22 protein-coding genes are annotated in these 18,996 nt (G+C 36.9%); 12 read left to right on the top strand and 10 right to left on the bottom strand.

What is annotated here, in order from left to right; genetic code table 11:
• Window positions 1-143: 143 nt before the first annotated feature.
• The 4 genes from WG906_RS07775 to WG906_RS07760 all read left to right on the top strand — a co-directional run bounded on the left by WG906_RS07775 (window position 144) and on the right by WG906_RS07760 (window position 2,845).
• The gene (locus WG906_RS07775; RefSeq protein WP_339992001.1) at window positions 144-473 is read left to right on the top strand and encodes a 2Fe-2S iron-sulfur cluster-binding protein; all 330 of its coding nucleotides are present in this window, start codon (window positions 144-146) and stop codon (window positions 471-473) included.
• A gap of 295 nt (window positions 474-768) precedes the next feature.
• On the top strand, window positions 769-1,143 hold the full coding sequence (locus WG906_RS07770; protein ID WP_339992000.1) for a hypothetical protein: 375 nt from the start codon (window positions 769-771) through the stop codon (window positions 1,141-1,143).
• Between the two features lie 348 nt (window positions 1,144-1,491).
• On the top strand, window positions 1,492-2,268 hold the full coding sequence (locus WG906_RS07765) for a M90 family metallopeptidase (protein ID WP_339991999.1): 777 nt from the start codon (window positions 1,492-1,494) through the stop codon (window positions 2,266-2,268).
• A gap of 127 nt (window positions 2,269-2,395) precedes the next feature.
• Window positions 2,396-2,845 (top strand): KTSC domain-containing protein, encoded by a 450-nt coding sequence (locus WG906_RS07760; protein ID WP_339991998.1) that lies wholly within the window; start codon window positions 2,396-2,398, stop codon window positions 2,843-2,845.
• A gap of 87 nt (window positions 2,846-2,932) precedes the next feature.
• Here WG906_RS07760 and WG906_RS07755 read toward each other — a convergent pair whose 3' ends face one another.
• Window positions 2,933-3,784, bottom strand: coding sequence for a CvfB family protein (locus tag WG906_RS07755; RefSeq protein ID WP_339991997.1), 852 nt, complete (start codon window positions 3,782-3,784; stop codon window positions 2,933-2,935).
• A 258-nt stretch (window positions 3,785-4,042) separates the two neighbouring features.
• On the opposite strand from WG906_RS07755, the gene WG906_RS07750 reads away from it, so the two are divergent.
• Complete coding sequence (locus tag WG906_RS07750) at window positions 4,043-5,551, top strand: carbon-nitrogen hydrolase family protein (protein ID WP_339991996.1); 1,509 nt, start codon at window positions 4,043-4,045, stop codon at window positions 5,549-5,551.
• An 80-nt stretch (window positions 5,552-5,631) separates the two neighbouring features.
• Window positions 5,632-5,874, top strand: a complete 243-nt coding sequence (locus WG906_RS07745) for a hypothetical protein (RefSeq protein WP_339991995.1) — start codon at window positions 5,632-5,634, stop codon at window positions 5,872-5,874.
• 35 nt (window positions 5,875-5,909) lie between these two features.
• Here WG906_RS07745 and WG906_RS07740 read toward each other — a convergent pair whose 3' ends face one another.
• Both WG906_RS07740 and WG906_RS07735 read right to left on the bottom strand, forming a co-directional pair.
• A complete protein-coding gene (locus WG906_RS07740) occupies window positions 5,910-6,467 on the bottom strand; it encodes a hypothetical protein (protein WP_339991993.1) in 558 nt (185 codons plus the stop codon).
• 57 nt (window positions 6,468-6,524) lie between these two features.
• Entirely contained in the window at window positions 6,525-6,962 is a 438-nt protein-coding gene (locus WG906_RS07735; protein WP_339991992.1) for a DUF6526 family protein, read from the bottom strand.
• A 109-nt stretch (window positions 6,963-7,071) separates the two neighbouring features.
• Between WG906_RS07735 and WG906_RS07730 the strand changes: the two genes are divergently transcribed.
• Window positions 7,072-7,263: a cold-shock protein gene (locus tag WG906_RS07730; RefSeq protein WP_339991991.1), complete on the top strand. Its 192-nt coding sequence runs from the start codon at window positions 7,072-7,074 to the stop codon at window positions 7,261-7,263.
• A gap of 103 nt (window positions 7,264-7,366) precedes the next feature.
• A complete protein-coding gene (locus WG906_RS07725; protein ID WP_339991990.1) occupies window positions 7,367-7,588 on the top strand; it encodes a hypothetical protein in 222 nt (73 codons plus the stop codon).
• Window positions 7,589-7,618: 30 nt separating this feature from the next.
• Here the strand turns inward: WG906_RS07725 and WG906_RS07720 are convergent, their stop codons facing one another.
• The gene (locus tag WG906_RS07720) at window positions 7,619-8,095 is read right to left on the bottom strand and encodes a hypothetical protein (RefSeq protein WP_339991989.1); all 477 of its coding nucleotides are present in this window, start codon (window positions 8,093-8,095) and stop codon (window positions 7,619-7,621) included.
• Between the two features lie 338 nt (window positions 8,096-8,433).
• Window positions 8,434-8,679 (bottom strand): hypothetical protein, encoded by a 246-nt coding sequence (locus tag WG906_RS07715; protein ID WP_339991988.1) that lies wholly within the window; start codon window positions 8,677-8,679, stop codon window positions 8,434-8,436.
• 103 nt (window positions 8,680-8,782) lie between these two features.
• Between WG906_RS07715 and WG906_RS07710 the strand changes: the two genes are divergently transcribed.
• Window positions 8,783-9,229, top strand: coding sequence for a response regulator (locus WG906_RS07710; protein ID WP_339991987.1), 447 nt, complete (start codon window positions 8,783-8,785; stop codon window positions 9,227-9,229).
• Window positions 9,230-9,272: 43 nt separating this feature from the next.
• Here WG906_RS07710 and WG906_RS07705 read toward each other — a convergent pair whose 3' ends face one another.
• From WG906_RS07705 to WG906_RS07695, 3 genes are all read right to left on the bottom strand, one after another.
• Window positions 9,273-9,851, bottom strand: a complete 579-nt coding sequence (locus WG906_RS07705) for a MarC family protein (RefSeq protein ID WP_339991986.1) — start codon at window positions 9,849-9,851, stop codon at window positions 9,273-9,275.
• A gap of 79 nt (window positions 9,852-9,930) precedes the next feature.
• A complete protein-coding gene (locus WG906_RS07700) occupies window positions 9,931-11,445 on the bottom strand; it encodes an amino acid permease (RefSeq protein WP_339991985.1) in 1,515 nt (504 codons plus the stop codon).
• 48 nt (window positions 11,446-11,493) lie between these two features.
• Window positions 11,494-13,713, bottom strand: a complete 2,220-nt coding sequence (locus WG906_RS07695; RefSeq protein WP_339991984.1) for a sodium-translocating pyrophosphatase — start codon at window positions 13,711-13,713, stop codon at window positions 11,494-11,496.
• Between the two features lie 174 nt (window positions 13,714-13,887).
• Between WG906_RS07695 and WG906_RS07690 the strand changes: the two genes are divergently transcribed.
• Window positions 13,888-15,330, top strand: a complete 1,443-nt coding sequence (locus tag WG906_RS07690) for an APC family permease (protein ID WP_339991983.1) — start codon at window positions 13,888-13,890, stop codon at window positions 15,328-15,330.
• A 116-nt stretch (window positions 15,331-15,446) separates the two neighbouring features.
• Here the strand turns inward: WG906_RS07690 and WG906_RS07685 are convergent, their stop codons facing one another.
• Both WG906_RS07685 and cmoA read right to left on the bottom strand, forming a co-directional pair.
• Window positions 15,447-16,169 carry a methyltransferase family protein gene (locus WG906_RS07685; RefSeq protein WP_339991982.1) on the bottom strand — a complete coding sequence of 241 codons (723 nt, stop codon included), beginning with the start codon at window positions 16,167-16,169 and terminating at the stop codon, window positions 15,447-15,449.
• A 1-nt stretch (window position 16,170) separates the two neighbouring features.
• The gene (cmoA, locus tag WG906_RS07680) at window positions 16,171-16,911 is read right to left on the bottom strand and encodes a carboxy-S-adenosyl-L-methionine synthase CmoA (RefSeq protein WP_339991981.1); all 741 of its coding nucleotides are present in this window, start codon (window positions 16,909-16,911) and stop codon (window positions 16,171-16,173) included.
• Window positions 16,912-17,042: 131 nt separating this feature from the next.
• On the opposite strand from cmoA, the gene WG906_RS07675 reads away from it, so the two are divergent.
• Together WG906_RS07675 and WG906_RS07670 are read left to right on the top strand one after the other, a co-directional pair.
• Complete coding sequence (locus WG906_RS07675) at window positions 17,043-17,915, top strand: carbon-nitrogen hydrolase (protein ID WP_339991980.1); 873 nt, start codon at window positions 17,043-17,045, stop codon at window positions 17,913-17,915.
• A gap of 23 nt (window positions 17,916-17,938) precedes the next feature.
• Entirely contained in the window at window positions 17,939-18,988 is a 1,050-nt protein-coding gene (locus tag WG906_RS07670; RefSeq protein WP_339991979.1) for an agmatine deiminase family protein, read from the top strand.
• Window positions 18,989-18,996 lie beyond the last annotated feature (8 nt).

The following is an 18,996-nucleotide window of genomic DNA, read 5'->3' as shown; positions in this document are numbered from 1 at the left end:
AAGGGTGTTCTTAATCAAATAGATTAATGATTTTAAACATTAAAGACGAGTTTTGAAACGCAGACTAAATCATATAGAAATGTGATTTCCGTCATTTTATTTACCTGTTAGTATGCCCTCCTTTGTAAGGTGATACAGGCTATATGATAAGTTTTCAAGTAAAAGACATTAATGCCCATGTTCAGTGTATTGAGATTCCTGATTATATCAATCTGAGTTTGATGGAAGTGTTAAAAGCATGGGAATATCCGATAGCGGCAACTTGCCGTGGAATTGCTCAATGTGCTACCTGTCATGTGGTAGTGTTAAATGGATTTGATCAATTGACCGAGGCTGGTGATCATGAGATAGATACATTGGATCTTCTTCCTGATTCCGATTATAAAAGCCGGTTGGCCTGTCAAATAAAGGTTACTCAACAGCTTAATGGCTGTGTATTTGAACTTAAAAACAGCAGAAGTCCTATCTGTTGATTCATATGATTATCCCCCGTTAAAAATTCTTTTTGAAGATTACATAGATATTCGTGGTCATAACCCTATCTCTTTTTGAGGCATGATAAAACTTCTACTCAGAAAAAATATAGATCGGGTTTAATGTTGCGGCTGTAATTTAGTTGAGGATGTTATCTATCAGAACCATAGGATTTCTGAAATTGCCCTTGGTACCTTAAGGAAAATCGGCAAAAAAAATCAAATATTTGGAGAAATTCATCTTCACTTCATCTTCTCGCTTTACCTTGCTAATATTAAAACTTTCAAAATCTAAATGATGAAAAGACTGATTTACATGTTGGCTGTTTTTGCAGCATTAACGGCTAACAGCGCAATGGCGCAAAACAGAGAACAGGTTGTGAGCAGAACATACGAATCCGGGACTTATAGTGATGAACGTGGTGAATATCGTTGGCAATTAATTGAAAAACGTGTCTGGATTCCAGAATACCAAACCAGGGGAATTCTGGGAATTGGTGTACGTACCATACCTGGGCATTACGAAATGAGAACGGACCGTGTTAAAGTTTACACAAATGGCCGGAATGGCGATTATGATTCAAAAAAGGGTAATAAGGGAAATCACCCGCATGGAATGCCTCCCGGACAAAGGAAGAAACAAGAAAAAAACGGAAATTATTACTACTAGGTTGGGGTTTAAAGATGAGTCTTCTGAGTAATCAGAAGACTTTTTTTATGCGACAAACTTTAGGGTGGTTAAAGGTGTGACTTTAAACTTTGATGATATCAGTTATTTAAGAATTTATTAAAGGCAGCATACTTCATTTATCGTTTTCCCAAAATATCAATTTTTAGACTGGAAACTTTTTTTAGTTGGTCCGGTGGAGTTAAAGAATTTTCATGCAGGCTGCGAATGTATATCAATATCCGGATTATCCGGCGTTAATATGTTGTGAGCTTTTTTATCTCATATAAATTTATATATATGTAAGTTCAACCTCTTTCAGCTTATGAAACATTATAAAATACTCTAAAAATGTTTACACTAATTATCATAACAGCTTTCGCTATATTAATTAGTCTTATTATATTCTATAGGAAATCAACAAACAAAACTATTGATACTGATCAAAAAGAAAGGTATAGTAGTCTGCTTCAGCAAAATGTATTATTCTATCGAAAACTCGATGAGAGTAAAAAGATAAGATTTGTAGAAAAGGTTTGTTCATTCCTGGGAAGAACTACAATTGAAGGTATTGGTACAGCAATAGATGATAAGGACAGGGTTTTAGTTGCTGCCAGCGCTATCATTCCGATTTTCAATTTCGGCAACTGGGAATACAGAAACCTGACGAACGTAATTTTATACCGTGATACGTTCAATCATGAATTTGAATATGAAGGAGAAAACCGCAGCTTGTTAGGTATGGTGGGTACAGGATATCTTAATGGACAGATGGTTCTGTCGAAAATAGCCCTGCATAAAGGCTTTGATCTGTCAGGAGGCGTTCAGAATACAGCTATTCACGAATTTGTACATCTGCTCGACAAGGCGGATGGTTATATTGACGGCATTCCGGAACTGTTACTTCAGAACAGTTATATCCTTCCCTGGATCACGGCAATGGAGCAAGAAATAAGACGGATTCAAAGTGGTAAGTCTGATATTGACCCTTATGCCCTTACTCATGAATCAGAATTTTTTGCGGTTGTTGCAGAATATTTTTTTGAGAAACCCGAACAATTTGAAGAAAAACATCCTGAGTTGTTTTCAATTGTCAATCAGATGTTTAACCCCGAAAGTAAGGTCTAGTATCTTACTTATTTTTTGAACTATCTTTTTCTTCGGGCTAATATATAATATGTACCTTTGCAAATTATTTTATTGAAAAAGCTTTGAAATTCTCGTTTGCTTTAATTTCAATAATACAATTGATTACATGAAGAAAATTGTCGATTACAGAAAACTTTTAGGAGTGAATGAGGCTGCAGAGCTGCAAGAATTAAAAACGGTGTACCGCACTTTAATGAAAAACTGGCACCCTGATAAATTTCAGGATTGTGTAGATAGTAAGCTGGAAGCTGAAGAAAAAAGTAAAACCATTATAGAAGCCTATCACTTTTTAGTAAGTATTGCTCCGGAAACACGTAAGCAGTCTTTACAAGAGTACACCCTTACAACTACAACATCAAATATTGCGGATTTTGAATATAAATCTCAGGTGTTGACAGTGAATTTTTTTGATGGCAGTGTTTACGAATATTTTGATGTTCCTAAAGCCGTGTATATAAAACTGATAAACGCTGATTCTCCGGGAAGATTCGCAAGAAGACATATTTTCAACTCATATGTTTACAGAAGTACCAGTAAAATGGTAGCGACTGCTTAATTTTATTAAAATATATTGAATTTCTTGTTCATAAAAAAACCTCCGGAAATTTATCAGGAGGTTTTTTTATGAGTATTACTTTTAATATTATTCCGCTTCTTTATCAAATTCTACAGGCGAAAGTCTGATTTCATTTTCCGACATCGTTATTAATCTCTGTTTATACAATCCGCCAATAACCTGCTTAAATGCTTTTTTGCTCATTTTTAATCGTTCCCGTATTTCTTCCGGCGAACTTTTATCGCCAAGATTCAGTACTCCTCCATTTTTCTTAAGAATATTCAGTACAACATCTCTCGAGTCAAGTATAAAGTCAAACCCTACCTGACGCAGACTTAGGTCAATTTTATTATTCTCTTCCCTGATCTTTTTAATATATCCAACCCTGGTTTCGCCAATTTCCAGTTCTTCATAAACTTCATTACGATATAATAAGCCAATATACCTGTTGTCAATAATCGCACTGTATCCCAGGTCGCTTTTATCATAAATCAAAAGACTTACTTCGTCACCTTCCTCCAGATCTTTTAAGTCAGTGTCTGCTTTGTCCTCAAACCAGGTAGTGGCTGTTAATTTGCCCTCTATCTTATCAAGATAAACATACACTACATATTTTTTGCCCTTTTCAAGCGGATAAAGCTGTTTTTCTGAAGGGATAAAAAGATCTTTATCGATACCCAGATCCATAAAAGTCCCGCTTGCATTTTTATCAACAACTTTCAGAAAAGCAAAATCTCCGGCGCAGGCATACGGCCTTTTAGTGGTGGCGATTATATTTCCATCTTTTTGATGATATACAAAAACTAATAATTCTTCTCCGGTTTCCACAGGTTGTTTCAGATCAGGAAGCAGCACCTCCCGCTCTCCATCTGTAAGGATTAATCCTTCAGGGGACGTGGTTTTAACCTTTAGATAATTATAGGTGCCAATTTTTATCATGATATCAAGTTGAATTATTGATGGATGCTGTGAATTTCAAAATGCAAAGGTAATCATCTGTTCAGGAATGCCTGAATGTGATTTGATTTTACTTTTTTTGAGAATAAAATATTGAGACTTTTTTAGAATCGCTTTTTAAGTGGAAAATTTGCCTGCTTTTTATTTCTATGGGGAAAGGGAACTCATAATTCCATGTCATTATTTGTTATTTTAGCAGAAATTCATGAATAAATCGATTTGTGAATTAGAATTTAAAAAATGAACATTGAACTTAGAAAACTTACTCTTGCAGATTACGATGACTTAAAAGAGTCTATGGAGCAGGCATATGATACTCTTGGCGGGCAAATATGGGGTAAGTCCACTATAGCTAAACTGTTAAAATTATTTCCGGAAGGCCAGTTATGTATTGCGGTAGATAATAAAGTAGTGGCCTGCTCTTTGGCAATAATTGTTGATTATGATCAGTATGGTGATAAGCATACGTATAAGTTGATAACCGGTGAATATACTTTTTCCACCCATAATTCAAATGGCGATACATTGTATGGGATCGAAATCTTCGTTTCTCCTGAGTACAGGGGGTTGCGTTTAGGAAGGAGATTATATGAAGCAAGAAAAGAACTATGTGAAACATTAAACCTCAAAAGTATTATTGCCGGAGGGCGAATACCCGGGTATCATGCCCATGCAGACGAACTAAGTCCAAGGCAGTATATCGATAAGGTAAAAGCAAAAGAGTTGTACGATCCAACGCTAACTTTTCAGATATCCAATGATTTCCACGTTAGAAAAGTGCTTAAGAACTATCTGCCCGGCGATCATGAATCTAAAGAATTTGCTACTCTTATTGAATGGAATAACATTTATTATCAGGGACTTGATGCTTCGGCACGCTCGGCTAAAACCATACGTATTGGGTTGGTTCAGTGGCAAATGCGTCTGTTTCCTGATATGGAAAGTTTCTATGAGCAGGTTGAGTTTTTTGTCGACGCAGTGAGTGGCTATAAATCGGATTTCATTATGTTCCCTGAACTGTTTAATACGCCCCTTTTACAGCCTTATAATCATTTACCTGAAATGGAAGCTATGCGTAAGCTGGCCGAACTAACAGAAGAAATTGTCAGTAAAATTCAAACCTATGCTCTTTCTTACAATGTGAACATTATTTCGGGGAGCATGCCTATAATCGAAAACAATAAATTATACAACGCCACCTACCTTTGTCACCGTACCGGTAAAACCGAAGAATACAGAAAGATTCATATAACTCCTAACGAACAGAAATATTATGGAATGGTTGGAGGAGATAAGGTCCAGGTGTTTGATACCGATTGCGGGAAGATAGGTATACTGATCTGTTATGATGTTGAGTTTCCTGAGCTGAGCCGGATTTATGCTGATCAGGGGATGCAAATTTTATTCGTTCCGTTTTTAACGGATACTCAAAACGGTTATACCCGGGTAAGGCATTGCGCACAGGCCAGAGCGATAGAAAATGAATGTTATGTAGCAATAGCTGGTTGCGTTGGTAACTTACCTAAAGTAAATAATATGGATATTCAATTCGCCCAGTCGGCGGTATTTACTCCATCAGATTTTGCTTTTCCAACCAATGCGGTTAAAGCGGAAACTACACCAAATACGGAGATGATGCTGGTCGTTGACGTAGATCTTCATTTGTTGGATGAACTGCACCATTTTGGAACCGTAAAAATACTTAAGGACAGAAGAAAGGATCTTTATGAGGTTAGATTATTAAAATAGTACTTTTGCAAAACTAGATTATGCTTAAATAAAGTTTTTTTAATACCATTGTACTTGAAATAGAATGTCATAAATACATCATGAATATAGCTAAAAAAATCACTGCTCTTTCCTCTCTGTTAACACTTGTTTTCATATTGTTTTGTGCTAATGCTTTCGCCGTTGGCAATCCTGTGGATAGCGACTTAAGTAATACTGCCGGGACCAATTCTGGAAATAGCCATCTTGATATTTATGTGTTCATTGTAGCTTTACTGGTACTATGTGTGGTTGTTCCTTTTTTTGAGAATAAAAACAAAAAGTCTTCTTCTAAAAACGCTTAGCTAATAGCGGAAGACTTTTTAATCGCAATGAATAGCTATTGTTCGATCATTACTAATACCTTAAAGAAAGCAGTATAAATTGCTTTCAGCTGAGTTAAATCGGTAATAGCTTTTTCAATTCTTAATTCAAGAAAGGGTACCTTTCCATTTCCATCTTCCAAAGTATATTCTACAATACCAAAAGTCGAATCCGGTATACTTTGAAGTGTATTCCTTACTTTGTTGTCTGCGAAAATTAATGCCGTTTTATTTTCATCATTAGTTTTAATGATAAATTTCCCGTCAAATTCTGTAAAACCTAAAATTATATCCTGCATTCCAAAGAATTTGCCTACTTCATCTTTGAAGTTTTGGTTATGAATGGCAAATCGAAAATTATTACGGCTATAAAGATAGGCACTCAAAGAAGTATACTCCACCGCTTCAAATCCAACTCCATGATTGTTGCAAATATCCAGAATAACCCTTCTTTCGTTTTGTTCCAGAACTACATGATAATCGGACTGATCAGGGTTTTTGTTAAAATCGGAAATTAACTCCTGCCATAATTTGTCCTCATTGGGGGCATTAATGATTCTTTCTTCCTGTTCCATGTAAAAGCTTTTAATTAGAACTAACAGGGTTGAGTTTTAGTTTTAAATTCACGCTATTTAGGCACGCATATTATCAGGAAGCCAATTTTTTATAGATTTTTTAATGATGGCGGGGGATAAATTATTATCTGCTGCAGACTGAGCAAGGCTTGGAAACTCCTCATCTGATGCAAACCGGAGGGCGGCTAGCTGAGCCATAGACAATTTGTCTTCCAGAATTTCCAGACGCTGGTTGGTTAGCTGATAATATCGTAATCGGAGCTCCAGCCTGATAATACGGTTCTGATTATTGAGAGCGTAATGTTGTCTCATCATAAATGACAGCCAGCCTATCAGGGTGAATGCGAAAGCAAGTAAAACGAATTCTAATTGAAGTTCTTTATAATTTGTATAAGCCCGAACACTTAATATGATTAATAAAATAACAACAGGGTAAAAAATAAAATGATGCGGATAATAGTATCGTGTGTGATTTTTATAGTTTTGAATATTCATGTGGCAAATATAATTTTCCTTTAATACCACGATAAATTATTAAATGAAATAAAATCCTGATTTATAGATTATTTAATTGTACCTTTACAACTTATAAATAAATAAAATAATGCAACAAGGAACAGTAAAATTTTTCAATGAAACTAAAGGTTTCGGATTCATCACACCTAGTAATGGTGGTAGCGAAATCTTCGTTCATTCTTCAGGCCTAATTGATAACATTCGCGAGAATGACACCGTGAGCTACGATGTAGAACAAGGTAAAAAAGGTCTTAACGCGGTAAATGTAAAAGTTAGCTAAACAGCACTAATATATAAATCGTAAGCATCCGCCTCAAGCGGATGCTTTTTTTTTACCTCAGGTTTTTTGAAAACAAAATCAGGGTCACCGTTATTAAACTTTAATGAACGCATTTACAGTTAATGTCAACGGACTTGAATATTCTGTTATACCGCAATTACATGAAGGTTTTTACTCTGTAAGTAATGCCAATACTTCAGGTATGATAGGTAAAGGGTCCGATGGGAAATGGGAGGCTTCATTGCAGAGTTCAAACTCTGTTGCCCTACCAGCTGCTGAGATAGGTGAGGCCATTGAAAAATATCTTGCCGCACAAACTATCTGATTTAAATAGTGATTTGATAGCGGTTTTTTTCTATTGTCTTTCTTCTACCCATTCATTCACATATTTTTTAAGTACTAATTCTAAAGGATCTCCAAAACCCATCCGTGCTCTAAACCTGTCGAACCATGTTTTAGATTCAATTATTCTTAGCTCATATAATTCTTGTCCGGCCAATTGTTCGGGGTAAATAACATTGCTTTTAAAATCGGAAGCCATCGCCAGTTTGCCTGCTATTTCAGAAGATAGTATTTCAGACAATTTTTCTAAAACTTCCTGCATTCCCTGTGCATAGGCAGAAATCTGCAACGCTTCTTTTTGGTTCAGGATAAATACGATAAACCATTCGTTCCTGTGTAAAGCATGAACCGTTGTGTATTCACCAATTGCGGAAATTGAAGCGATCTCCACTTCAAGCAGGTTACTATCGTTAAAGTCCCAATAAATTTTTTGATTATTAATGTACGTTCTACCTGCATCGTTACGAGGTGTAATCTCTTGAGTGCTCATTTAACAATAGTAATGGATTTCTTCTGTATTTTTTTGTCAAAGCTAAAAATTCACGTTTTCATCTACGGATGATTCTTAAGAGCGTTGTTAGATAACTTAAAATTTTTTTTGAAACAAAATCTTGAAACTTTCGTATTTTGTAGTTGCTGAAACTTTATTATGATGATTTTTCGTACATATAAAAAGCTCCCTAAGATTGTTATCTATCTTAGAGGTTTTGCCATTGCTTTAATAGTTATTTCTATTGTAGGATGGATTATCGGCTGGTTACGTCAATTGTAATATTGCTTAAAATAGCTTCTCGTAAATTTTTTATTTTCGCCGACTAATACCTGAGATCAGTTCAAAAGATTGTCAATATCCACTTTTTCAAGATATGGATCAAGAATTCGTACCGCTTTAAAGGGCTTCACGCGCGTGATTTTATTTTTTATTTCATCGTAAAATACTTCCGCATAAAAATTATCAATGTTAAAGAGGAAGACCACGTATGGTTTGGCTTCTCTCTCTCCTAAAAAGTCCCCTTGTGAAACTGTTTCCACTTGCTCATCAATAGATAATTTAAAGAAATCGTTAAGCTTCATCGGATCTTTGATTAAGGGTTCAGTTTTATTAAATAACTATCATTTCATTTAAAATGTTCTAAAATTTCACTAACCTTTTTTTATGATTTGAGTATAAGAGAATATGAAGAATAACCTTATTGCTGTTATTGACAATGATGAGCTTGATCGTTATATTTATAAGAAGATTATACTCTTAACTTGCCCTAATTATAGATTTATTGATTTTTCTAATGGCCTTGAGGCTTTAAATTATTTTAAGGTAAATGCTCACAACGTCAATAATCTGCCTGATATAGTTCTGCTTGATGTTAGGATGCCTTTTCTTAACGGATGGCAATATCTTGAAAAATATTGCGAAATTAAGCCCGAGCTTGCAAAAAACACCCGACATTATGTATGTTCGGCATCCATGGAACGATTTGACCTTGATTTCAGAAACAGTAATTTATATGGCTATTTTATGAAGCCAATCTCTCCACAGGATGTATTGAAAATTATAGAAGATACGGGTGAGAATCAAGCTGAAGATGATCTTTTTAATTTTAGTAGAGGAAGAAAGGCTAATTAACAGAGTTTGATTAAGCTATCTGGGTTCTGAATTTTATTCTCGTTTATAAACCTGTATTATTTCTGAATAATTTGACAGCAATAGCCAGTAAAATTATGCCAAATGCTTTTCTAAGAATATTCAGGCCAGAGAGACCAATAAGTTTCTCTATGGTGAGCGTATTTTTTAAAACAATGTATACAAACAGCATATTAATAACTACGCCCACCAAAATGTTTTGAATCTCATATTCAGATCGCAATGATAATAATGTAGTCATAGTTCCTGCCCCTGCTATAAGTGGAAATGCCAGTGGCACAATAGAAACAGTCTTTGGAACTTCTTCTTTGAATAGGTTGATGCCTAAGATCATTTCCATAGCAATGATGAAAATAACAATTGAACCTGCAATAGCGAAAGAGGCTACATCCAACCCAATAAGGCTTAATAATTCATCCCCGAGGTAGAGAAACAAAATCATTAGTACGAGAGCAACCAGGCTGGCTTTCTCAGATTGAATATGTCCTGATTTCTTTCTTAATGAAATTACAACAGGTATAGCGCCTATTATATCAATAATCGCAAACAGAATCATTGTTACTGATAAAATTTGCTTTTGATCAAGGTTGAAGAAATTGTCCATGATTAAAAATACAGATTTGAGGAATTAATAAAATCAAGCAAGCAAAAAAGGCTCCGTATATCCGAAGCCTTTTCTAATTTTATTCTATAATCTTTGGATTTGGATCTTTAGGCAAAACCACTTTATGTTGGTTTCTTAGAATGGAGTGCTTTCTGCTATACATGAAATATATTATAAAGCCGACGGCCAGCCATGCAAATAAACGCAGCCAGTTTGTCCAGCCTAAACCAAATATCATAGCGCCGCAAACCAGAATACCCAATATAGGAATAAAGGGCACCCATGGGGTTTTAAATTGTCGTGGTAGGTCAGGATTTGTTTTTCGTAGAACTATGACAGCAGCACAAACCAGCATAAATGCGAATAATGTTCCTATACTCGTCATGTCGCCCACAATATCTCCGGGCACAAATGCAGCAAATAACCCTACTAAAATCAGGATGAACCAGTTGGCTTTATATGGTGTTTTGTATTTGGGATGTATTTCGCTGAACATTTTAGGAAGTAAGCCATCACGGCTCATAGAATAAAATACTCTTGATTGTCCTAATAGCATTACAAGAATTACCGAAGAAAAGCCAGCCAGAATAGCAACAGTTACAAGCTGAGCAAGCCAGCTATATCCTGGCATGTATTTTTCAATTGCAAATGCTACTGATGCTTCTTTACCTGTAGTTCTAAAATCTTCGATTCCTGCAACACCTGTTAATACATGAGCAAATAGAATATATAAGATGGTACAAACTGCCAGCGATCCCAAAATTCCAATAGGCATATCTTTTTTAGGGTTTTTAGCTTCCTGGGCAGTTGTGCTCACAGCATCAAATCCAATAAATGCAAAAAACACGACTCCCGCGGCTCCTAAGATTCCCATAATACCGCCAAAATTGTGTGAAATTCCCTGATGGTCAACATACACACTAGGCTCAGGTATGTAATTTTGATGGTTTGCCGGATTTATGAAACCCCAGCCAACAACAATTATTAATACAACGATAGCTACTTTGGCAACCACTATTATACCGTTTACAAATGCGGATTCTTGAGTTCCTTTAATTAATAGCATCGTCAATAAAGAAACAATAGCCAGAGCAGGAAGATTGATTACTCCTGAAACTCCCTCAAGTGATTGCTGAAAAGGGGAGTGGCTGAGCTCGTAGGGAATAGGTGGTAAGTGCAATACATTGACCAGTAAATTATTGAGGTATTCGCTCCAGGCAATACCTACAGTAGCGGCGCCGACAGCATATTCGAGTATTAAATCCCATCCGATTATCCATGCAATTAATTCCCCCATTGTAGCATAGCTATAAGTGTATGCGCTACCTGCGATAGGGATAGAAGAAGAGAGTTCTGCATAACAGAGTCCTGCTAATGCACAGCCTATCGCTGCAACAATAAATCCAAGGGTGACCGAAGGACCTGCATTTTGAGCTGCAGCGGCTGCGGTTCTTACAAATAATCCCGCACCGATTATAGCTCCAATGCCTAATGCTACCAGGGAAGTGGCACTAAGTGTACGTTTTAATCCTTTTTCAGACTCAGCAGAATCTGCGAGAAGCTGATTTATTGGTTTTTTTATAAATAAACTCATGAATGCAAATTAGTATTATTATAGAATAGCTTGAAAGCGAAGCGTATATTATTGTGAATTTTGATTATTAAAGCTTTTATCTATTCCTGGATGTCCCTGGACAACTCTGATCTCTTTTTTTACTTCAGATTTTACCTTTGTTGTTTCGTTTCCGTTTACATGAATATGGGGCGCAATTATTAATGAAACAATCGACATTAGTTTAATAAGGATATTCATTGACGGTCCGGATGTATCTTTAAAGGGATCTCCTACTGTATCACCTGTAACAGAGGCCTTATGCGGATCGGATTTTTTATAATAAGTTTCGCCATCAATTTCAACTCCTTTTTCAAATGATTTTTTAGCATTATCCCAGGCGCCGCCGGCATTTGACTGGAACATTCCCATTAACACACCAGAAACCGTTACACCTGCAAGTAAGCCCCCTAAAACCTCAGGGCCAAGCGAAAAGCCTACAATTACCGGAACAATTAATGCAATGGCACCAGGAAGCATCATCTCTCTTAACGATGCCTTAGTGGAAATAGCTACGCATTTTTCATATTCTGGTTTTGCTTTGTATTCCATAATCCCGGGAATTTCGCGGAATTGTCTCCGTACTTCCTGAACCATTTCCATGGCTGCGCGGCCCACAGCAGAAATACACAAAGAAGAAAAAATATAAGGAATCATTCCTCCGACAAATAAGCCGGCAAGTACATCTGCTTTATAAATATCAATCCGGTCTATACCTGCAATTCCAACGAAAGCTGCAAATAGTGCTAAAGACGTCAATGCTGCTGATGCAATAGCAAAGCCTTTCCCGGTAGCAGCCGTAGTGTTTCCAACAGCATCTAAGTTATCTGTACGGTGACGAACTTCTTCAGGCAGCTGGCTCATTTCTGCTATACCTCCGGCATTATCTGCGATAGGTCCAAAAGCATCAATTGCCAACTGCATAGCCGTGGTAGCCATCATACCTGCAGCTGCAATGGCAACACCATATAATCCGGCAAAATGATACGAACCGTAAATGCCTGAGGCAAGAACTAAAATTGGAAGAACAGTAGATTCCATGCCAACTGCCAAACCAGCAATTATATTTGTTGCATGACCCGTAGAGGATTGTTGAATAATTGAGTTTACCGGTCGTTTACCCATCGCGGTATAATATTCAGTTATTAAACTCATTAATGTTCCCACTGTTAAACCAACGACAATAGAGAGGTAAACGTCTGTACTGGTAAAATCATAGCCTCTTATATTCATGGTATCGGGCAATAACCATTTAACAGCAAAAAAGGAGGCCGCACCTGTTAATACAATAGACGACCAGTTGCCCATATTAAGTGCATTCTGAACGCTATCCGTTTCATTTTTTATTCTCACAAAGGAGGTGGCAATTATAGAAAATATTAAACCCAGACCGGCAATTAACATGGGTAATAGAATCGGAGCTATTCCTCCAAAATTATCTACAGACTTAATTTCGCGCCCTAATACCATGGTCGCTAGAATTGTTGCTACGAAGGATCCGAAAAGGTCGGCACCCATGCCGGCAACATCACCTACGTTATCTCCAACATTATCGGCAATGGTTGCAGGATTGCGCACATCGTCTTCCGGAATGCCTGCTTCCACTTTACCAACCAAGTCGGCACCAACATCCGCAGCTTTGGTATAAATGCCTCCTCCAACACGGGCAAACAAGGCAATCGATTCGGCGCCTAACGAAAAGCCTGCAAGCACTTCAAGGGCTTTCTCCATTTCAGGACCGTTAACATTGCCACCAGTCTGTACAACATATAACTGGTAGAAGACAATAAACAAACTTCCTAAACCCAATACGGCGAGACCGGCTACACCAATTCCCATTACACTTCCTCCAGTAAATGAGACTTTAAGTGCCTGAGCTAAACTTGTGCGTGCAGCATGCGTGGTTCGAACGTTAGCTTTAGTAGCGATGTTCATTCCAATATATCCGGCAAAGGCAGAGGTGAAAGCTCCGATAAGGAATGAAATTGCTATTACAGGGCTCGATGTTTCAACCATAGTGCCGGAAAATGCCAGTATAATTGCAGCTATAACCGCAAAATATCCTAAAATTTTCCATTCTGCCCTAAGAAAGGCCATAGCCCCATCGGCTATATAACCTGAAAGGGTTCGCATATTTTCATCACCTGCATCTTGTTTAATTACCCATGCCGATTTATACAGCATTACCAGGATGCCGATCAATCCAAACAAAGGAATAGAGTAAATTAAATTTTCATGTAAAAATTGCATAAATACGCGGTCGAGTTAGATTAATTGTTTAGTGAAAATCAAAAATAAAAGGGAAAATCAACTTTCCAAATTAAATAGTGCAAAAGCAACACTTTTATAAGTTTAAATTAAATCATTTGCAAAGGGGGTTTATTTTTAAATATCTTAGAAGCGACATAAGGTACTCTTTTTATTATGACTAAACTACAGGATACTTCAACAATGAAACGTGAGCTCGGTTTGCTGGATGCGACATTATTAGTTGCCGGAAGCATGATAGGCTCAGGTATTTTTATAGTCAGTTCAGATATGCTAAAGGATGTGGGATCATCCGGCTGGTTAATTCTGGTTTGGCTGATTACCGGGATCATGACCTTAATTGCTGCCATTAGTTATGGTGAGTTAAGCGGGATGTTTCCCAAAGCCGGCGGACAATACGTATATTTAAAGGAAGCATATAATCCACTGATTGGATTTTTATATGGCTGGAGTTTTTTTACGGTTATTCAAACCGGAACTATTGCTGCAGTTGCAGTGGCTTTTGGGAAATTCCTTGGATATCTGAATGAAGACTTTGGTGATAACAATATATTGTTTTCCCTAAATGAAAGTTTCAAGATTTCGGCTGCTCAGGCAGTAGGTATCATCCTCATTGTTTTTCTCACGTACATAAATACACGCGGTATAAAAACAGGAAAGTTGATTCAAACTGTTTTTACTTCTGCAAAACTTCTTGCACTGTTCGGGTTAATTATTTTTGGTTTTATAGCCGCCAATTCAGGTGTATGGAATGCTAACTGGCAGGATGCATGGACTATGAAGCAGCATGCTTCTCGTCTTGACGTCAGTATTGCCGAAAATAGTTGGGTGAATTTAACTGGCCTAACTATTATGGGCGCTTTTGCTGCTGCCATGGTTGGGAGTATTTTTAGCAGTGATGCCTGGAACAACGTAACCTTTATAGCAGGTGAAGTCAGAAATCCTCAAAGAAATATTGGTTTAAGTTTGTTTCTTGGAACCTTAATCGTCACTTTGATTTACGTTGCTGCAAATCTGATGTACCTGGCTGTTTTACCCATTGAACAATTAGCATTTGCAAAAGATAATCGGATTGCCTTGTCGGTAGCTAATGAAATCTTCGGAGCTTTAGGAACAACGCTTTTGGCGCTGCTGATAATGGTTTCAACTTTTGGATGTAATAATGGACTTATTCTGGCAGGAGCGAGGGTGTATTATACTATGGCTAATGATGGATTATTTTTTAAGAAAACCGCTGAACTTAACAAAAATTCAGTTCCTGAATTTGCACTTTGGATTCAGTGTATTATGGCTTGTATTTTATGTTTAAGCGGAAAATATGGCAACCTTTTAGATATGATCTCATTTGTGGTCGTAATTTTCTATGTGCTTACAATTTTTGGAATTTTTATTCTAAGAAGAAAACAGCCTGAAGCAGAAAGGCCTTATAAAGCCTTTGGATACCCTTTGTTACCGGCAATATATATACTAATGGGTCTGGCGTTCTGCACACTGCTGATTATTTTCAAGCCTGAATATACCTGGCCAGGATTAATCATTGTATTGATTGGACTGCCGGTTTATTATCTGTGGAGAAAATCAGATACTGCAATAAAGTAATAGTCCGCCGATTGCCTGCATAAGTTCAGGCAACCATTAAGAAATTTATCGTTTAAAAGCTCAGCTGTACTGTTTAGGGTACAGCTGAATTATTTTTTGAAAATTACTAAGTCAGGTTACGCAACCATTCTCCCTGATTTCTTCAGATATCTGATAAATAGGTAAGCAGCAAGCAATACGCTAAGAACTACAGCTATAAGTAAATTTCTTAAATCGATGTCTTCGTAGATTATTTGAGGATATTTTAACAGAAGAAGAAGGGTAATTCCTGAGAGCCATACAAACTGGGTGTTGTATTCTTTAAGTATCCAGCGTTTCCAGTTGAATTTCATGCTTTTAATTGTGTCACCTATCCCATCGAAATTGATTAACCACCTGCTTACTCTTTGGCAATAGACATCAAATTGTTCGCCAAATTTGCCTCTTAAAAACTTTTCTTCCGCAAGTACAATAGCCTGATATATAAAAAGAAATAAGGGCATAAAAAAAGCTACAAAGAGCAAAGAATTGGATATAATACCCACTCCAAGCAGCATTAAAATATTACCTACATATAAAGGGTTTCTGCAGTGGTTGAAAATTCCGCCGGTGACAAGATCTTCTGCGTAGACTTTTTTATTTTGTCCGCCACGAACGATATAGGCTAATCCAATTGTTAGTCCTCTGATTAATTGCCCTGAGAAGGTGATGATCAATCCTAATATTATAGGAATCAGATAATAATTTTCTCCGAATTGACTTTCGGTGAAAATCAATCTGGAGGGAATAAATATGGCCAGATATAAAAAAATAAATAAATAGTTTCTGTATTTGAAAAAGAAATTTCCTATTCCGATCATCCTAGTTTTTTATTGCAATTAATCCTGAAAAATTGTACCATTTAAAAAAAACTTCACAATGTGCAAATCCCGCATCGCGAAGCATTAAAATATTTTCACTCAGTTTATAAGGGATCAAAACATTTTCCAGAGCTTCCCTTTTTTGGGATATTTCCATTTCGCTGTAATTGTTCCGTCGCTTCATATTATAATAATATTTTATAAAGTTCCTGTTGAACAGGCTTTCTTCAGCTAAAATCTTTTCTGACAAAATCAATACACCTCCAGGTTTCAGGCCATCATATATTGTTTTTAATACTTTCTCGCGACTTATTGGCCGAATGAATTGCAAGGTCAGACAAAGGACGGCTACGGAAGCATTTTCTACCTTAAAGCCTTCCTGCATATTAGCTTCAATCAATTCATATGGCCTTTTAAAACAAGCCTCCTTGAGTTTTTGATCGCACTTTTCAAGCATTTCTTTAGAGTCATCCAGACCAATAAATTTAATATCATCAGGAATCATCGTATCCATTCCGATCATTGTTGTGCCGGTAGAGCAGCCCAGATCATAAACATTCGTTCCTGGTTGTATATGATCAGCTGCAATTTCTGATATCATTCGCTGGATTTCCCCATAAAATGGTACAGATCTGCTGACCATATCATCAAAAACTTTAGCAACTTTATTGCTGAATTTAAAATCCGATACCTTTTTTATTTCATCTTTAAAAAAAGTATCAGTTGGTTTTTCATGTTCCATTTAAGTACTTGTGCTAAATAGCTGTGTAAATAATAAGTATATGTTTATGCAAGGTAAATATGCAGATTATTCTTAACTTTTTTAGCCGGTCCAATCAACCATTTAATTATTTTTGTGGTTCAATTGACTCAATGAAACGTAACGTTAAAGTTGGATTAGTGCAAATGACCTGCACCGCAAATAAGGATGAGAATCTTGCAAAAGCTATTTCCAAGACCAGGGAAGCCGCAGCAAAGGGTGCACAAATTGTGTGTTTGCAAGAGCTTTTTACTTCGCTGTATTTTTGTGATGAGGAAAATTATGATAATTTTCTTCTTGCGGAATCTATCCCCGGGCCATCCACGAATGCTTTGTCAGATTTAGCAAAAGAATTGAATGTAGTTATAATAGCTTCTTTATTTGAAAAGAGGGCTGAAGGATTATATCATAATACTACTGCTGTTCTCGATGCAGATGGGGCATATCTGGGAAAGTATCGTAAAATGCATATACCTGATGATCCCGGATATTATGAAAAATTTTATTTTACACCAGGCGATTTAGGATATAAAGTTTTCAAAACGAAGTACGCAACCATTGGGGTGTTAATATGCTGGGATCAGTGGTATCCTGAAGCAGCAAGGATCACATCTTTAATGGGAGCCGAAATATTATTCTATCCTACTGCTATAGGCTGGGCTTCATCCCAGGAGACGGAAACAAATACTGAGCAGTACAATGCATGGCAAACTATTCAACGAAGTCATGCAGTTGCAAATGGCGTATATGTGGTGAGTGTGAATCGTTCGGGCGATGAAGGTCCTATGAAGTTCTGGGGAGGTTCTTTCGTTTCAAATCCCTTTGGAACGGTGCTCTATCAGGCTTCCCATAAGGAAGAAGAGATACATGTCCAGGAATTGGATTTATCAAAATCTGACGGCTACCGCACTCACTGGCCATTTCTGCGTGACAGACGTATTGATTCATATTCCCCAATTACAAAACGTTATATAGACGAGGACTAATTCTTATATTTAATCCCAGATTATTGGATACTCTTAAAACACCAAAGGAATTAGGCTACTATTTCCCAGCAGAATTTGCTTCACATGAAGCCACATGGCTTAGCTGGCCGCATAAAGAAGAAAGCTGGCCGGGTAAAATTCATGAAATTTATCCTGCTTATTGTCAGTTTGTGAAGATCCTGGCATTGAGCGAGAAAGTTAGGATTAACGTGAAGGATCAGCAAATGAAAAACTTTGCTTTAAGTCATCTTGAGTTAGCCGGAGTTGATTTGAGTAAAATAGAATTTTTCTTTCATCCCACTAACGATGCCTGGTGCCGGGATCATGGTCCGGCTTTTTTAATAAACCCCCATGCTGATATAAAAAAAGTAATTGTTGACTGGGGATACAATGCCTGGGGGAATAAATATCCTCCTTATGATTTGGATGATGTGATCCCATCTTTAATCGGACAACACTATAATACGCCTGTTTTTCATCCGGGTATTGTAATGGAAGGAGGTTCTGTTGAATTTAACGGTAAGGGGTCGGTATTAACTTCAACGTGCTGTTTGCTTAATGAAAACAGAAATCCGCATCTTAAGCAAGATCAGATTGAAAAATATTTATCAGATTATTACGGAATAGACCAGGTTCTTTGGGTGGATGAAGGAATAATTGGTGATGATACCGATGGACATATAGACGATACTATCCGATTCGTAAATGAGGATACAGTTTTATCTGTGGTCGAAACCAAAGTGAATGATGAGAATTATGAATTGCTTCAGAAGAATTTAAGATCTTTAAGTAAACTAAGATTGTTGAATGGCAAGCAGCTTAATGTTGTTGAACTGCCGATGCCAGACGAAGTTGTTTATGATGAAATGCGCCTGCCGGCCTCATATGCTAATTTCTATATCAGTAATAAACATGTAATTGTACCTACTTACCGATGTGATAAGGACGATAAAGCCCTCGAAACTATTGGCCAGTGTTTTCCGGAGCGGGAAGTAGTTGGTATTGATTCGACTGAGATTATATGGGGATTAGGTAGTTTCCATTGCCTCAGCCAGCAAGAACCTGCGGTCTGAATTGTAAG

Origin of the sequence: Pedobacter superstes (assembly GCF_037622515.1) — a bacterium.
GTDB classification, from domain to species: Bacteria; Bacteroidota; Bacteroidia; order Sphingobacteriales; family Sphingobacteriaceae; genus Paradesertivirga; species Paradesertivirga superstes.
Note: the sequence above shows the minus strand (reverse complement) of the source record. Positions and strands in the feature narration are given on the sequence as shown.

Coding starts and splice junctions, on each gene's coding strand:
- WG906_RS07720 (WP_339991989.1), bottom strand. CDS start 8,095: ATGAGCACTCAAGAGATTACACCTCGTAACGATGCAGGTAGAACGTAC.
- WG906_RS07725 (WP_339991990.1), top strand. CDS start 7,367: ATGAACGCATTTACAGTTAATGTCAACGGACTTGAATATTCTGTTATA.
- WG906_RS07675 (WP_339991980.1), top strand. CDS start 17,043: ATGAAACGTAACGTTAAAGTTGGATTAGTGCAAATGACCTGCACCGCA.
- WG906_RS07760 (WP_339991998.1), top strand. CDS start 2,396: ATGAAGAAAATTGTCGATTACAGAAAACTTTTAGGAGTGAATGAGGCT.
- WG906_RS07770 (WP_339992000.1), top strand. CDS start 769: ATGATGAAAAGACTGATTTACATGTTGGCTGTTTTTGCAGCATTAACG.
- WG906_RS07700 (WP_339991985.1), bottom strand. CDS start 11,445: ATGAGTTTATTTATAAAAAAACCAATAAATCAGCTTCTCGCAGATTCT.
- WG906_RS07705 (WP_339991986.1), bottom strand. CDS start 9,851: ATGGACAATTTCTTCAACCTTGATCAAAAGCAAATTTTATCAGTAACA.
- WG906_RS07715 (WP_339991988.1), bottom strand. CDS start 8,679: ATGAAGCTTAACGATTTCTTTAAATTATCTATTGATGAGCAAGTGGAA.
- cmoA (WP_339991981.1), bottom strand. CDS start 16,911: ATGGAACATGAAAAACCAACTGATACTTTTTTTAAAGATGAAATAAAA.
- WG906_RS07775 (WP_339992001.1), top strand. CDS start 144: ATGATAAGTTTTCAAGTAAAAGACATTAATGCCCATGTTCAGTGTATT.
- WG906_RS07735 (WP_339991992.1), bottom strand. CDS start 6,962: ATGAATATTCAAAACTATAAAAATCACACACGATACTATTATCCGCAT.
- WG906_RS07750 (WP_339991996.1), top strand. CDS start 4,043: ATGAACATTGAACTTAGAAAACTTACTCTTGCAGATTACGATGACTTA.
- WG906_RS07730 (WP_339991991.1), top strand. CDS start 7,072: ATGCAACAAGGAACAGTAAAATTTTTCAATGAAACTAAAGGTTTCGGA.
- WG906_RS07685 (WP_339991982.1), bottom strand. CDS start 16,169: ATGATCGGAATAGGAAATTTCTTTTTCAAATACAGAAACTATTTATTT.
- WG906_RS07745 (WP_339991995.1), top strand. CDS start 5,632: ATGAATATAGCTAAAAAAATCACTGCTCTTTCCTCTCTGTTAACACTT.
- WG906_RS07740 (WP_339991993.1), bottom strand. CDS start 6,467: ATGGAACAGGAAGAAAGAATCATTAATGCCCCCAATGAGGACAAATTA.
- WG906_RS07755 (WP_339991997.1), bottom strand. CDS start 3,784: ATGATAAAAATTGGCACCTATAATTATCTAAAGGTTAAAACCACGTCC.
- WG906_RS07695 (WP_339991984.1), bottom strand. CDS start 13,713: ATGCAATTTTTACATGAAAATTTAATTTACTCTATTCCTTTGTTTGGA.
- WG906_RS07765 (WP_339991999.1), top strand. CDS start 1,492: ATGTTTACACTAATTATCATAACAGCTTTCGCTATATTAATTAGTCTT.
- WG906_RS07690 (WP_339991983.1), top strand. CDS start 13,888: ATGACTAAACTACAGGATACTTCAACAATGAAACGTGAGCTCGGTTTG.
- WG906_RS07710 (WP_339991987.1), top strand. CDS start 8,783: ATGAAGAATAACCTTATTGCTGTTATTGACAATGATGAGCTTGATCGT.